Raw genomic sequence first — 14,686 nt, forward strand, 5'->3', positions numbered from 1 at the left:
AATGAAAATTAAATCTGCAATGCTCCGTGCAGCGCTGGTATGCGTTGCCAAAAATGACGCCCGCTATTATTTAAATGGTATTCACATTACGCCTAAATATATTGAGGCAACTAATGGTCACGTTGCCTTACGTCTTGAACACGGTATTAACACTCGCCGAAATATCATTGTTCAGTTTATTGGTCACATTCCTGTTAGGGCCGACATGACCGAGTTGACATTCGGGAAGTCACTGCTTGCGACGCATTATGACGCTCATGGACAACGTATAGGGTTTACCGCCATAAAGCTGCTGGATGGACGTTTTCCCGATCTGGATCGCGTCGTACCAACAATGGTAGACCACAACATCAACCCCGTAGTCCAGGCTGGACTTCTTAGTTACCCAGAGAAGATGTTCGGGCGAGAACGGAAATTTATCCCTATGCAGTTGCTGCCATCAGGCAAAGAGAGCGCCGTTCTCATCAAATTCGATACGACAGTCAATAGCATGTATGGCAATCCAAAGTTTGTCGTAATGCCCTGCCGTGATAGTGCCTTTGAAGTAGTTAAGGAGTTCTTAGGATGAAATTTGAATACCAAGATCAGGGCAGCATTGCAACGCTAACCATAACCAGTACAGCCTTTGAGTTTAGAAGACATAACCGCGTTGTTGATGCTGTCCTACTGAGAGCTAATGTCACTATGAGACGAAGTGGCTTTTTCTTCCTCACCACCGTTATTAAGGGGAAAACACCAGCGGTAATGCGAGCCTACAAACTCGCAATAAGGGAGATAGAGCGATGACCGACATAGAAACAAACGACTGCGGCATGGTGGATATTGACGATGTAATCATCCGGAGCACTTTAATTGTCGATGATGGTTGCGACTGGACAGCGCACCATGTATGGCGCATGAACACCAGACGCAGAATGCGAAATGGCATTTACGAGCCTCCACCGGACAGACCTAAAGTTTCCGAAATAAAGCTGACGCCAATTAAAAAGCCGAAAAAGAAACGCCAGAGAAAGGCAGAAGTGGTCGATTAATCGTCTATATCACAAGACACCGCGCCCCACAAGGATCGTAGCGTAGTTGTGCAGATTAAAGAATGGAAAATAAAATGAATATTAAAAAATCACCTGTAGTTGAAGCGCTCGAAATATTAGGCGCCTGTGATGTAGAGACACTGGCAGGCCATCTTGACTATAAAGAAAGTATGGTGAATGCCATGCTTACCGCATTACTCAGACGTGAAACCGTTATCCGTGATGGTGATAAGTATCGTCTGGCTGATGAAGCACCAGCACCAGCACCAGCACCAGCACCAGCACCAGCACCAGCACCAGCACCAGCAGGAATTAAAGCCGAGCTGGAAGAAAAATCAACTGTCCGTGTAGTTAATAAATCCGGTCTTGGGCCAACGGAACGGTGTCGTTCAGTGCTGAACAATATCAATACCGAAATTACAGCTAATGACCTGGCTGAACGTGCAAACGTCCCATTAAAAAGCATTAGCGGACTATTATCTCATGACGTTAAAAGCGGGAAGATTTCCGTCCGTAAAATCGATGGGCGTAATTTTTACAAGGTGGCCACCGTTGAAATCACGCCATCAGAGGGATCAGCCCCTGAAAGCATGGATATTCAGGCCACTTGCAGAACACTGTTATCAGTTGCCGGCGAGACACAAACCGTGACGCTACCAACGATAGCCTGTATCGAAAGAAAAATGGAAGAAGCTCGCGTGGAATTTAAGCGACTAAATGAGCTTAAAGACGTTCTGGTTAGGCTGAAAGTGATTTTAGATGGAGAGGTTAAAAATGTTATCTCTTGATTGCGTTCCGTTAACAACCTACTACCAAATGACGGGCGAAACTGCTGATGCCGTTAACAAACGGATACAAAGAGGGTTATGGATTGAGGGTGTCCATGTTTTAAAAATAGAAGGAGTGAAGGAACGATGGATTGATTTAGTGGAGGTAGCAAAGTGGGCCAGAACGAACAAAAAGACTTACCCAGGGGAATAACCGTCAGGAAGCACCGTTCAGGTAGTACGATCAATATTGCATTCACCTACAGAGGGGTTAAATGTAGAGAGCCCCTCTCTAACCTTGATGTAACACCAAAGAACATTAAATATGCGGAGCGGTTACTTGGGGAAATACATAATAAAATTGAGCGTGGTACCTTTAACTATGCAGATCATTTCCCCAAATCAACCAGACTAAAAATTTTCGGTAATAGCCAATCGTTTAAAACAGTAAAACAGTACCTCAATGACTACCTATTGATTTGTGAGAATCGAAACCTGTCCCCTTCTACATTGGGCGGTTATCGCAAGTGTTTAAGCTCATTGTCTGCTATGCATGAAGTTTTAGTTGCCGAACTAACGCCGGCAATGATTAAGGGATGGGTTCAGAATCAAGACACAACAATTAAAACTATCCGGAACCGCCTATCTTTCTTCCGTTCTGCAATTGATGAAGCAGTTACAGACGGATTATTGTCCATAAATCCTGTAGCCCAAATATCTGCTGCAAGATATAAGAATACAAGTGACGTAAAACAAGATGACTATGAAGTTGACCCATTCACACCTAAAGAAGTAACAGCAATATTATCTGCAACAACATATCGACAATGGTCTAATTTATTTAAGTTCGCTTTAAATACTGGTATGAGAAGCTCTGAACTATGCGCGCTGCGTTGGTCGAATATCGACTTTATAAACGAATTAGCCGCTGTGAAAAATGCATCAGTAGTTGGTATAGAAAAAGGAACAAAGACAAAGGCCGGGAGGAGGATGATTGAATTAAATGAAGATGCTATTGCCGCGCTTAATGCTCAAAAAGAATTCACGTTTTTACACAGTGACTATATATTCTCTGATCCAAAAACAGGCCTACCATGGGCCGGAGCTGATGCAATCAGAAAGAAGGCATGGGTACCAACTCTAAAGAAAGCTGGTGTTCGCTATCGTAATCCTTACCAAACAAGACATACCTTTGCCACAATGCACATCAGCCGAGGCGTGAACCTGTTCTGGCTATCATCTCAAATGGGGCATAAAGGACCTGAAATGCTATTTAGGCATTATGGTTCATACTTGGCGGAGTATGCAGGGAATTCCGGACGCCAGTTCAACTCCTTAACTGGAAGTTGAACTGGTGAAAATAAACGTTATCAATAAAATGTAACCCACTGATTTAATAAGACAGCACAAGGACACCAGAGAGTACGCGAAGGATACGCGCAAGAGAAAAAATCAATTAACTTCTTATTTATCAAATTATTAACCCTTAAACGACGCGGGTTCAACTCCCGCCAGCTCCACCACATAACCTTCCAAGGACGTCCAGACAAGTCCTTAAAAGTACAGGAAACCGTATCTTCTTCAAGAGGATACGGTTTTTTTATGTCCATATTAGTCCATATGCATCCACACCATTCTACAAAAAATCGGCCCAGATATCGGCCCAACATCTGACACATCAATTTTCTTGGGCCCAAATTCAGTTTCGTATAGCTGAAATTACTTACGCCACAGATGATTACGACGGTTTGCCTCAGCGTCCTCAGGCACTACTGAGTACTAACCCACTCCCTCTCACTGTCAACGTTAGGAGCTAGCCATGGCTATCATTACTCGTCCTTTAACCCATGCAGAAGTGAGTAAAGCTAAACCCGCAACTAAAGAGTTTTCTCTTTCAGATGGTAATGGTCTTAGCTTGGTCGTATCACCTACCGGCAATAAATACTGGCACTTTCGTTATAAGCGCCCTTACAGCAACGCAAGGAACCGAATTAGTTTAGGGTCTTACCCCTCTATTTCAATAGCCCAGGCAAGAGAGCTACGAGCAACTTATTTATCGATGCTGGCGAGTGGTATCGATCCTAAAGTTAAAGAAACGGCGGATAAAGAGGAACAAAAAGTATTAGAGGCAAGTATCTTCCTCAATGTAGCTAAGGAATGGTTTGAGTTAAAGAAAGAAACGGTCACTGAAGATTATGCGTTAGATGTGTGGCGCTCTTTAGAAAATGACGTTATACCCGCGATCCAAAATATCCCCATCAGCGAAATTTCAGCCCGAAAGCTCATTGACATATTACAGCCGGTAAAAGAGAGAGGTGCGCTTGAAACACTGCGTCGGATAATACAACGCATTAATGAAATAATGATATATGCGATGAATGTTGGTTTGTTAGATGCTAATCCTGCCTCCGGTATTGCTAAAGCATTTCAAAAGCCGCTCAAAAAAAACCTCCCAACTATTAGGCCTGAATTATTACCAGAACTGATGTCCTCAATTAGGTTATCTAACCTGTCATTGACGACAAGATATTTAATTGAATGGCAAATGCTAACGTTAATCAGACCCAATGAGGCGGTCAACGCTCGATGGGAAAATATCGATCTTGAACAAGCTATTTGGCATATCCCGGCGGAGAATATGAAAGGCAGAACAGGACTGCGCCGGGCCCATTCCGTGCCTTTATCTCCTCAGGCAATAAAGATACTGGAACGAATGAAACCAATTAGTGGAGCATACTCATACGTATTTCCAAGCAGAATTCACCCAGGAAAACCGATGAATAGCCAAACGGCTAATGCGGCATTAAAACGAATCGGATGGGGTGGAAGGCTTGTTGCACACGGTTTACGCTCAATAGCTAGTACTGCAATGAATGAAGCTGAATGGAATCCAGACGTTATTGAAGCAGCGTTAGCCCATGTGGATCAGAATGATGTTCGTCGTTCTTATAATCGTTCAACCTACCTTGAGCAACGTAAAGAACTCATGGCATGGTGGGGAAATAAAGTTCAAGAAGCTAGTTAAAGTCCCGATCTGAAATAATTAATTTTAAGTTTAAAAAGAAGGCAGCAAATTACCTGCCTTTTTTAACCATGCATAATTTAATCGAAATTCATTGGTCATCCATAAAGAGATAAATTATATTTATTAAAATACAATATACGATAACATCCTAATTTTAATTACCGATAACTTTATTAATATAAAAAAGAAACAAATATCATTTAAGATATTAATAAGAAATAAACACATGCCCAATATTATATATAAAAATCATCTCACAATCAGCAGAGCAACACCTATAGGTTTAAACCGCATCATAGCAACGCATTGGTTACATCAACTCGATTTTTTCCAACTGCGCTCACATTACCAAACATAATCATCCTATATAGAGTTTCAAATCGTGCTATCGCCATATAATTAGTACATTAGCGTTCCATTTATTGAATTTTCATGAAGTTATCTTAAACCTAGCCGTTAAAAGGAGTCTTTATGTCTGTATGTGATGAGCTTAATACACCCGCTGTTCCTAAAGCTATTGAATGGTTAACAATTAGAGAGGCAATATACTTAATTAATAAATCATGCAATTTATCGCTTACTGAAAGCAATATATATAGATTCGCACTTAACAGTGAAATAACGTTATCCATATATTTTCAATCACCTGTTATTTTGAAGAAAATAGTTAATGAGAATAATGCTATTTTAAAAAGAGATATCGACAATCACAACTTGTTGTATAAACTGTGTTTTCTTAACCCTATAGATTATAAATATTATAGAAGTAAATGTTGTGATGCAATTGCGCATACTGAAGGAGAATTTATATTTCCAATTGACTTTATTTGGGATACAAAACTTATAGGTGTAGAAAGTATTGTTATTCAAAAACTACTTGCTCGCTCACTTGGTTTACCCGCCCCTATCATCGGTCAATACCAATATCACTGTGGTGTATTAGTTCATGATAGCAATCACAATACTTATCAGGTTTTTGAAAGAAACACGGTCAAATACAGAATTCAAACCCAACTAGAAAAACTAGAACATTCTGAACACCTTATTTTTAGAGCTGCAAATCGTATCAAAAATTGCCGCTCAATTTCCATAAAGAAGTTACTTAAAACAAAGATGTTCTTCCCTCTATATCAATTACCTAACGATGCCTTCTTCGTGATTAAAAAAGAATACGTTGATAAGTTCATTGCTAAACATAGCGCAATAAATGTAACAGATAAACCAGAGAGCCGGATGTCATCCCCTTTAGCTCGCTTTTTGTGGCTTGCATGCAAAAACAATCCATTGATTGGCACAGAGCTTATCCAACACCCTTATAAGCTACTCGCGTTATTTGAAGTTTGGGCAAAAGAAGATGGTATTAGTGACAAACTCAGTGGTGACACACTCAAGAAAGCACTCAGCCGTGGATCCCCCGTTGTTTAAGAATCCGTAATACGGGTTTGAAAAACCTTAACTCGACCTTAACTGATTAATTTATCAGCATTTCTATGATTCAGTATAGGCACTCATTAGAGTTACTACCCTTTTGCACTTAGAGGTACTGATATGGAATCTCAAAAATTATTACGTTTAGCTCAAGTTCGAGCAAAGACGGGGCTATGTAAATCCCAGATCTATGCGCACATGAAAGAAAAGCAATTTCCCTCATCAATCAAAATTGGCCCAACTGCGGTCGCTTGGTTGGAGCAAGAAATAGATGAGTGGATAAATATTAAAATCTCCGAAAGCCGGGGTGTGATTTCCAACTAACTCTATTTCATTGCTATTTAAGAGGTTTTACATGAAAAAGGAAACATACCACCCGATAGAATCCCCCCGACTGGTCACGTTAGATCAACTCAGGCCCTTTGACCTAAACCCTAGAATCATCCGTAACCCTTTTTACGATGAAATTAAAGAATCAATCCGCTATCGAGGATTGGATAATCCGCCACAGATAACCCAACGCCCCGATGAGGAGTTCTTCATTATAGCTAATGGCGGGAATACTCGATTAGCCATATTGAATGAACTATGGCAAGAGACCCACAATGAGTCATATTTCAATATTTACTGCTTATTTCGTTCTTGGCCCGAATCAAATAACGTGTTACGAGGTAATTTACGTTGCCTGACCGGACATTTAGCCGAAAGCGATTTACATGGTCGATTAACATTTATCGAACGGGCTCTGGGCATTGCCAGAGCCAAAGACTTATATGAACAAGAAGAGAAAACTGAACTATCACAAAATATGTTGGCACGAAAGCTTCGCGATGACGGCTACCCAGCAATTCAACAGCATATCGGTAAAATGCTGCAATCAATTGAGTTTCTGCTTCCCCATATCCCGGAAACGCTGTATGGAGGTTTAGGTAGACCCCAAATTGAGAAACTTCTTTCGCTGCGAACAAATGCTGAAAACTTATGGAATATTTACAGTGAAGGTCGCCAGCTTGGTGAAAATTTTGACGATATTTTTTCTATGTCACTAACCCCCTTTAACGGCCCTATTGAAGGTTTTTCTCATTCTCATGTTCAAGATGAATTACTTGGCATGATGAGCCAAGCGCTTGGGGTTGATTACAATTTATTAGCACTCAATACCGATGCATCAGAGCAAAAACGGCAAACGTTATTTGGGCCGCCGACTGAACCAATTGTAGCGATTGCCAACGTTCCAGAGCATATCAGTACTGCTGAAGTAGACTTAGAAAGCTGTATTGAACTATCTACCGCTTCTGATGATTCAGCCTTAGATATTGATGAGTCTGATGAGCTAAGAGAAGAACAACAGTGGCAGGAGCCAGAAGAAAGTCCTAACGATAGCCCACAACCTTTGCAAGCAAATGAATATTCCTCCCAGCTTGTCGTCTCTACAAATACTCAAGTTTGCAATGAATCGGTTAAGCCGTCTAATACACTCTGGGATATAGACCCTCTATTCGATTACCCTGAATCATTGATGTCAATGTCAGACCGTCTGGCATGGGAAATAGCAACGTCCTGCGGCATTGAAAATCTTATCACTCCCACATCTGCTGACTCCTCACTTACAGGCTTTGAGCTTTCAGAACTCAACAAAGATGCATCAAATGAAGCAAAGAGTTGCTGGCAGGTTCTATCATTTTTATCCAGTACTGATAATCCCAGCACGCATGTGCTTTGGCGCTCTCTATTGTTAGGTGACTCCACCACCGCACCAGGTTGGCCAGATGAGTTCGTCATCAATTTATTCCGATTAATCCGAATAATACGCCGCTTGAGAGAAAAACAACTGATGGAGGTGCAACTATGATCTCGTCAATTAACCACTCGATTTTGACTCAGGTTTTAAGAGCGCTTAAAGATGGAAACATTAGGCACTGTGAATCGTTAGGTTTTACTCATAGCGAGCTAAACCAGCTTAACCAACTCACCATGGATGAGCTATTTTGCCTGAGTCGGTCTGCCGCACAATTTATGTCTGTAACGGTTCAACATGAAGTTCTTCGGAAAATGTTAGCTCAGGCAAAACAAGAGATTTTTCTGCAACAACGTATTGAAAAAGCGATATCACTCGGTGGTTCCATCGAGCTTCTCAATAAATTTTTTGGCATGTCATCGAACGAAATCAGTGCCAGACGGCGATTAATGGGCATTCATATTCCCCAAGGCCGAACACAGATCCCTAATGAAGCCGATGATGCGAAAATCTGGGAACATTGGCAGCAATCACCTCCTGACAAGATCTACTCCCTCGACGCATTAGACAAAATGATTGAAATTGTTGAAAAGATATCCTCTGACGATAACCCTATATCACTCACCGTCGTATGGAATCGAATCGTTATTTGGGCAAAGGATGAGTCTGACAATGGATGATATCGATAGAGACAGTGATATCTATGAACTGATGCTCACGATACAAATAGAACGCGTACGACTATGCGTTTCTAATGAGTCATCGTCACATTTATGCATCGAATGCAATGCCCCTATCCCCGCTAAACGTCGACAAATCTTACCCGGGGTATCGCTTTGTATTGAGTGCCAAACCTTAAGAGAAGTATCCCGATGAATATATATAGGGCGGGGGCTAATTTTGTTATGGAGAAAGTTTGTCATGTCACCGACGTCAACACTTGCAGCGTTTATTGATCATGCAACAGATCGGCTATTGCAACGTGCTGACGTTAAAGCATCACCATCAAATTCGAATCATTCTCGCTGGGACAGCCTCATTTTTCTTGGCAATTTACACGATGTCGTTCCTCGCCGATTATTACTGGATAGTATCCTAAACCCACGGGAAAAATTCGCCTGGCAGCTCATACGCCTACACGCCACCGATAATAATACCGGTGCAGCCTTCCCTTCTTACGATGAGCTACAAATACAATTATCTAATTATCCCGTAAAAGAAAAGGCCTCCAGAAGTACGGTCAGCTTGACGCTGTTAACATTACGCCTTACTCGATGGCTAAGCCTATGTCATCGCGCTAGGGATAAAAGAAATGGCCGTATACTCGGCAATATCTATGTACTACATGATGAACCGCTAACGTTGTTAGATGCCCAAACGTTCGATCCTGACTATTTAAAATTACTGGCGCATTGCATCTGTCATGCTAATCCACGTTTACGCTCTGTCGCAGAGGAGCTATTGGTCACCATTCACAGTGATGGCACCTTAAAATACTTATCGTCACGGATGAGTTTAATTGAAGAACGAATCATCTGGCAGCAAGAACAAGCAATGACCCAGTCTGCTCAGGAAACCAAGCATAAAAGCCCTAATTTTAGTGCTAAGTCTTATAGCAAGACTCAGCCTAAATCACCCTGTTTTAATAAAGAACCAAGTGCTACAAATAGAAATACTTCTTTAAAATCAAACAAAAAAACAACGGTCTTACTACAAGACTCCAGTACTACATTACAGAGTAGTAAAAAAAGAAAACTACAAGTACCGCGCGCGAACGGCAAACTGCAATGGCCAGAAGTTATTGCATTACAGGCACACGAAATCCAATTAGTGCAGCAAATTACTCATCAACTCGATTTAGCATTGGCACAAGCGGTACTAGATGATACTGCGGCTCGAATTAGTCGCGGCGGCATACAAAATCCAGCCGCCTACCTCTTGGCAACATTGAAACGCGCTAAAAAGGGTGAGTTCAATGCGTTAAGTAAGCATTCATCGGCCATTTCACCGCCAATTTCCACCTCACATCATCCGGTAGAACAAGACACATTCCGTAGCAGCGATCCACAAAATGTCTTAGCAATCCTTAACGAGATTAAAAACCGGATCAAACTGGTCAAAGGAAGGTAATAACTATCAAAAACACAACTTTAAATAGGCATAGCATTACACCAATGGTTTAATGCTACGCCTATCAATATTTCCATTTTGATTGTTGGTTCTTTGAGTTCGTATTTATCTCCTTGCCATAAATTGTTCCATTTCCTAACTCTATTTTCGCATTGCGGCAAACATCTTCCAGTTGCACCCTGCTCCAACACTAAACAGAGCGCCATGGCGCAGAGGTAAAAATGAGTGATTACCAACTTACTAGCGGCCCCTTACGCAGTGCGATTACCATCGAATTGCATACTCACCGGGCTACCCAACTCTGGCAAGGACGAAGAGGTTCTATCGAAGATAAAGTACATCCAATTATCGGTATGCCTCGTTTTTTAGTCATTATGAATACCATCAAAATGGATGCCGCTCGCAATAATCTCTATGCTGATATGTGGATGCTACAACTCGAAGAGCGCTTACTCGAAGCGCGTACCGAAATGAATGAACTGCTACACGAAGCCGAAAAAGCCCTTGTTGCAATACCTGATACGATTAATATCGAAAGCTGCCTGAGTATCCAACCGGCCAAATTTCCATTATTTGTATCGGCACAACTTGGCTATATAGCGATCTATCTACTGACTGACTTCGATCAATTAGCGCGTAAAATGATGCTAGCCAACCATATGGCGGTCTGCTCCAGCACTTATACCAAGGATTTTCTGGAACGCGCTTCCGGCATGATCCGTAGCATTTACAGTCTGGCGCAGAAGTATCAGCGCGTTCCGGTGACCCGGCAAGATTTCATTGATGGTCATAGACGAGCTAAAGATGCAGAAGAACATTATGGGCCTGTACCCGTAGATATTCTCAATGCTACTCGGCGTTCCCAATATGCTCCCCCCATCCTACGCACTACGTTAACCTCTGTCGAAGAAGAAAATACGGCGGGCACGCCTGATGAAATAGCAACTTCAGTTGTTGAAGCTATCACAGGAAACCCGCCAGCACCAATTCGTCAGCGAAGAGCCAAAATTGATACCACGCCTCCCGAAAATAATGAGGCAGCTAAATGAGCGACCTCTCTAAAGCACCTGATTTATCAAAGGCTGAATATCGAGCACTTGCTTACGAAGACTATAATTCGATTGCTTACAAAAGCTCGCTAAAAGGCCTTTTAAAGGGTAAGGGGGAACTGGATCTTCTGGCCCAGGACGCTCTTGATGCGAGGGTAGTTCTAATGCAACTACAAACCCAAATTCTTCAGCGAGCATGGCGATTCCCAATCCGTTACCTACCATTAATACTTTGCCGTGGGCCAGCGCGATCTGGTGCAAATTTCCTTCGCTGGCGCAATCAAGAAAATAACAGAAGCGGAACATTAGCCTGGGGTGAACACTTACAATCACTTGCGATATCAGCACCTGTTCGCTCCGCTCTATTAGCCATTGAACATGACCGCATCATATTCAATATGCAGATGTCGATAGTCACTTTTATTATTCGCCAAACCCGTGAGTGTTCAGAAAAAATCTTATCGGCAAACTCGTTAGCAAAATCTCTTCCCATTTCCCCATCCCAAAATTTGCGGAGATAATTATGGCTCATCGTGATTTAAATAAAGTCTGTCTTATCGGCTATTTGGGGCAAGACCCAGAAATTCGTTATATGCCCGATGGCAGAGCAGTTGCTACTGTCTCATTAGCCACATCGGAAAGTTGGAAAGATAAAGATGCCGGTGAACAACGTCACCGTACTGAATGGCACAGAATAGTGATATTTGGCGGACTTGCAGAGGTTGCCGGTCGGCATCTTAAAAAAGGATCTCAGATATATGTTGAAGGACAACTACGAACCCGAAAATGGAAAGATAATATCGGGGCAGAACGCCAGACAACAGAAGTCGTTATCGATATGCATGGCCTTATGCAAATGCTTGGTTCTAAATCTAGCAATGCGCCAACGGAAAGTCCGCCAATTGACGAACTGCCGTTGACTGAAAGCAGGGACTAACCCTTATCGACAAGCTCTGCGTTGTAAGTGAATCTGCTTACAACGCCCCATTAGCCCTGCACCTAATGTTTCCTTGTTGGTTTATCTCAAAAACTCCCCCATCCTGAAAATCAATTCTGCCTTCTCAACTACCGTCTTTTTTTGTTAACTACTCAGACTTTCTACTGCCATTCACTGGCAGCCCCGGTAGTCAGAGTCCTATAGCTACCCATGCATCAGCATGTGACTCACCCCCAGGCCCGATGCAACCTGAAAAAACGGGCTACGCGTTATGATACCCAACGTGGCTGTTGCTCACTTCACACATTATTTACTTTCCTTACGGGAGACACTCTTCCATAGGGATACGTGGCTCTGAATTCTTTTCTCTGGAGACCTATCATGACAACTAAACTAACCTCTTATTTTGATTTACACACAACGGGTATTGGCTATGTCAACCGGCTGCGTGAAGTCACGCCCAAAAAGGGTTCTTCTTTCACTGCCTGTACGATTAGCGCGATGAGAGGCGAGTCTAATGCGGTTGAATATACCTATATCGATGTCAGAGTTTATAACCAAGATGCGGCCAACCTACTTTGGCAATACAAAGATGCACTGGACAATAAACAACGGGTAACCATTTCATTTCGCATTGGTGACCTGTATGCAGAAACGTTTGAATATAAAAATGGCGAAAGGAAAGGTGAAATCGGCATATCGCTCAAAGGCCGTTTAATCGCCATCACGTCAATTTCCGTTAATGGGGAAAGCGTCTATCGAGCGATATACAACCCCACGTCGGAATTACCAAAAGCCAACGTTGTAAGCAGTGATACTAACGTTTCCATATCCGCTGGCTGTATAGAATCGACTATCAACGCTTCCTCAAAACCACTCAACGCAGTGGCCTAATACTTCATTTCACTCACCCCACAGGGACACTCCCTTACGGGATATCCCTGCTTACTACCTAAATAGGAAAATAAAATGGGACTCGACATTTACTTTTTTGAGCTTCAAAAAAACACCACTACTCCGGTAAGTGAACTTACTGAACAACCTATCGATGTTGGCTATTTTCGTAAGGTTAATGCGCTCTTAAACTGGATTAATACCCACGTAGAACCTGTCCAGAACTGTGTTGATATTGATATTACTCGGTCACACCTACAGCGGTTGTACGATAATCTAACCCAACTAACGCCTAAAAACTGTGGGGAACAATTTCCGACGACTGAAGGGTTTTTCTTCGGTTCTACAAAATATGATCATTCATACTGGCAAGACGTCCATGACGTGAAGGTATGGGTTCATGACATACTGGAAACGTTTGATTTCGACGAAAGTCGCCTCGTTTTTCACGCCTGGTGGTGATATTTCACTAAATACCTCCGTTTTACTTAATCGCCTTTCACCCTGATGGTGTACTTTTGCCATCGGGCTGGGTACACCTTATTTGGAGTATCCTATGACGCAAGAAAATCACACAATAACACGTACCAATGGAGCTCATAACGACCTCTATCAAGCTGTAACCGATAGAATCATTGCCGCTCTTGAGTCAGGCACACCGCCTTGGAAACAGCCCTGGCGATCTGTCGAAGGCAAAGCCGGTAACATGATGCCATGCAATGCCATCACAGGACGCCGTTACAGTGGTGTCAATGTTCTGCTGTTATGGATGGCGTCTGCTGAATGCGGCTTTCACTCACATCGTTGGCTCACCTATCGGCAAGCTGAAGCCGCTGGCGGTCACGTCAAGAAAGGCGAGTTAGCTAATTTTGCTATCTTGTTTAAACCCTTCCAGGTTGAACTACAGGACAAAGAGGGTCATCCGCTCTTAGATGAACAAGGTCAACCAATTCAGGCTGAACGAGCCTTTATCAAACATATGCCACTATTCAATATTGAACAATGTGATGGTTTGCCCGATTCTATCAAGGGTACGCCACCCTCCCCTCTAACGGATAGTTCTCCTCCACAAACCGATGAAGGTGCTGTTGATACTCAAACATTTAATCGAGTCATGACAATGATTAACCAGACAGGCGTCAGCTTTCTGTCTCATCCACAAAATCAGGCATTCTATCGTCCGGCAACCGACCAGATAGTCATGCCGGAACACCAGCAATTCTTCACCGAGGCTGACTATTGGTCTACCGTACTCCATGAGTTAACCCATGCCACCGGTCATTCCCTTAGATTAAACCGGGCAGGCATCACCTCAACAACTCGGCGTTTTGGCGATACGGTTTACGGATTCGAAGAATTGATTGCCGAAATTGGCAGCGCCTTTCTTTGCACCGAGCTGGGTATTTTTGGTGATGTGCAACATGAAAGCTACCTCTCTTCTTGGTTGAAAACGCTGAAAGAAGATAAGCATGCCATATTCCGGGCCAGCCGCTTTGCTCGGGAGGCCTTTGAATACCTGATAGACCACCACGGTATGGCGCAACAGTCGGCCGCTTAACTCATCTTAATAAGGCTCATCATCATGATGGGCCTTTTCTTTTATCGCCAAAAAAGAGTTTAGGCTACCTAAGCTGTATTTATATCCTTCCCATAATGCATAGGTTCCTAACCTGTTCGGGTGCAGATC

General features: G+C 42.7%; 19 protein-coding genes. 18 read left to right on the forward strand and 1 reads right to left on the reverse strand.

What is annotated here, in order from left to right; translation table 11 throughout:
• Position 1 precedes the first annotated feature (1 nt).
• The 17 genes from EKN56_RS12775 (at position 2) to EKN56_RS12855 (ending at position 12,999) form a co-directional block, all read left to right on the forward strand.
• On the forward strand, positions 2 to 568 hold the full coding sequence (locus EKN56_RS12775) for a beta clamp domain-containing protein (protein ID WP_130592128.1): 567 nt from the start codon (positions 2 to 4) through the stop codon (positions 566 to 568).
• Positions 565 to 786, forward strand: coding sequence for a hypothetical protein (locus EKN56_RS12780; protein ID WP_130592129.1), 222 nt, complete (start codon positions 565 to 567; stop codon positions 784 to 786). Before EKN56_RS12775 ends, EKN56_RS12780 begins: the two co-directional genes overlap by 4 nt.
• Positions 783 to 1,031, forward strand: a complete 249-nt coding sequence (locus EKN56_RS12785; protein WP_130592130.1) for a hypothetical protein — start codon at positions 783 to 785, stop codon at positions 1,029 to 1,031. The genes EKN56_RS12780 and EKN56_RS12785 overlap by 4 nt, the downstream gene beginning before the upstream one ends.
• Before the next feature lie 74 nt (positions 1,032 to 1,105).
• Positions 1,106 to 1,819, forward strand: a complete 714-nt coding sequence (locus EKN56_RS12790) for a hypothetical protein (protein ID WP_130592131.1) — start codon at positions 1,106 to 1,108, stop codon at positions 1,817 to 1,819.
• Positions 1,806 to 2,012: an excisionase gene (locus EKN56_RS21275; protein WP_130592132.1), complete on the forward strand. Its 207-nt coding sequence runs from the start codon at positions 1,806 to 1,808 to the stop codon at positions 2,010 to 2,012. The genes EKN56_RS12790 and EKN56_RS21275 overlap by 14 nt, the downstream gene beginning before the upstream one ends.
• Positions 1,973 to 3,148 carry a site-specific integrase gene (locus EKN56_RS12800; protein WP_130592133.1) on the forward strand — a complete coding sequence of 392 codons (1,176 nt, stop codon included), beginning with the start codon at positions 1,973 to 1,975 and terminating at the stop codon, positions 3,146 to 3,148. Before EKN56_RS21275 ends, EKN56_RS12800 begins: the two co-directional genes overlap by 40 nt.
• Before the next feature lie 469 nt (positions 3,149 to 3,617).
• Positions 3,618 to 4,823, forward strand: coding sequence for an integrase domain-containing protein (locus tag EKN56_RS12805; protein WP_130592134.1), 1,206 nt, complete (start codon positions 3,618 to 3,620; stop codon positions 4,821 to 4,823).
• 471 nt (positions 4,824 to 5,294) lie between these two features.
• Positions 5,295 to 6,248 carry a hypothetical protein gene (locus EKN56_RS12810; RefSeq protein ID WP_130592135.1) on the forward strand — a complete coding sequence of 318 codons (954 nt, stop codon included), beginning with the start codon at positions 5,295 to 5,297 and terminating at the stop codon, positions 6,246 to 6,248.
• A 123-nt stretch (positions 6,249 to 6,371) separates the two neighbouring features.
• Positions 6,372 to 6,575 carry a helix-turn-helix transcriptional regulator gene (locus tag EKN56_RS12815; protein WP_130592136.1) on the forward strand — a complete coding sequence of 68 codons (204 nt, stop codon included), beginning with the start codon at positions 6,372 to 6,374 and terminating at the stop codon, positions 6,573 to 6,575.
• Between the two features lie 31 nt (positions 6,576 to 6,606).
• Complete coding sequence (locus EKN56_RS12820) at positions 6,607 to 8,103, forward strand: ParB family protein (RefSeq protein ID WP_130592137.1); 1,497 nt, start codon at positions 6,607 to 6,609, stop codon at positions 8,101 to 8,103.
• On the forward strand, positions 8,100 to 8,669 hold the full coding sequence (locus EKN56_RS12825) for a DUF2857 domain-containing protein (protein WP_112872058.1): 570 nt from the start codon (positions 8,100 to 8,102) through the stop codon (positions 8,667 to 8,669). The genes EKN56_RS12820 and EKN56_RS12825 overlap by 4 nt, the downstream gene beginning before the upstream one ends.
• Positions 8,670 to 8,700: 31 nt before the next feature.
• Positions 8,701 to 8,865: a TraR/DksA C4-type zinc finger protein gene (locus tag EKN56_RS12830; RefSeq protein WP_246020073.1), complete on the forward strand. Its 165-nt coding sequence runs from the start codon at positions 8,701 to 8,703 to the stop codon at positions 8,863 to 8,865.
• 45 nt (positions 8,866 to 8,910) lie between these two features.
• Positions 8,911 to 10,119, forward strand: coding sequence for an STY4528 family pathogenicity island replication protein (locus EKN56_RS12835; protein WP_130592139.1), 1,209 nt, complete (start codon positions 8,911 to 8,913; stop codon positions 10,117 to 10,119).
• 221 nt (positions 10,120 to 10,340) lie between these two features.
• Entirely contained in the window at positions 10,341 to 11,168 is an 828-nt protein-coding gene (locus tag EKN56_RS12840; protein ID WP_130592140.1) for a PFL_4669 family integrating conjugative element protein, read from the forward strand.
• A complete protein-coding gene (locus EKN56_RS12845) occupies positions 11,165 to 11,689 on the forward strand; it encodes a DUF3158 family protein (RefSeq protein ID WP_130592141.1) in 525 nt (174 codons plus the stop codon). Before EKN56_RS12840 ends, EKN56_RS12845 begins: the two co-directional genes overlap by 4 nt.
• A 2-nt stretch (positions 11,690 to 11,691) precedes the next feature.
• Complete coding sequence (gene ssb / locus EKN56_RS12850) at positions 11,692 to 12,105, forward strand: single-stranded DNA-binding protein (RefSeq protein WP_130592142.1); 414 nt, start codon at positions 11,692 to 11,694, stop codon at positions 12,103 to 12,105.
• A gap of 381 nt (positions 12,106 to 12,486) precedes the next feature.
• Positions 12,487 to 12,999 (forward strand): DUF3577 domain-containing protein, encoded by a 513-nt coding sequence (locus EKN56_RS12855; protein ID WP_112872064.1) that lies wholly within the window; start codon positions 12,487 to 12,489, stop codon positions 12,997 to 12,999.
• Positions 13,000 to 13,359: 360 nt separating this feature from the next.
• Here EKN56_RS12855 and EKN56_RS20930 read toward each other — a convergent pair whose 3' ends face one another.
• Positions 13,360 to 13,524: a hypothetical protein gene (locus EKN56_RS20930; RefSeq protein ID WP_168189651.1), complete on the reverse strand. Its 165-nt coding sequence runs from the start codon at positions 13,522 to 13,524 to the stop codon at positions 13,360 to 13,362.
• Positions 13,525 to 13,555: 31 nt separating this feature from the next.
• On the opposite strand from EKN56_RS20930, the gene EKN56_RS12865 reads away from it, so the two are divergent.
• Positions 13,556 to 14,557 (forward strand): ArdC family protein, encoded by a 1,002-nt coding sequence (locus tag EKN56_RS12865; RefSeq protein ID WP_130592144.1) that lies wholly within the window; start codon positions 13,556 to 13,558, stop codon positions 14,555 to 14,557.
• Positions 14,558 to 14,686: the final 129 nt, after the last annotated feature.

The sequence above is a fragment of the Limnobaculum zhutongyuii genome, assembly GCF_004295645.1.
Taxonomy (GTDB): Bacteria; Pseudomonadota; Gammaproteobacteria; order Enterobacterales; family Enterobacteriaceae; genus Limnobaculum; species Limnobaculum zhutongyuii.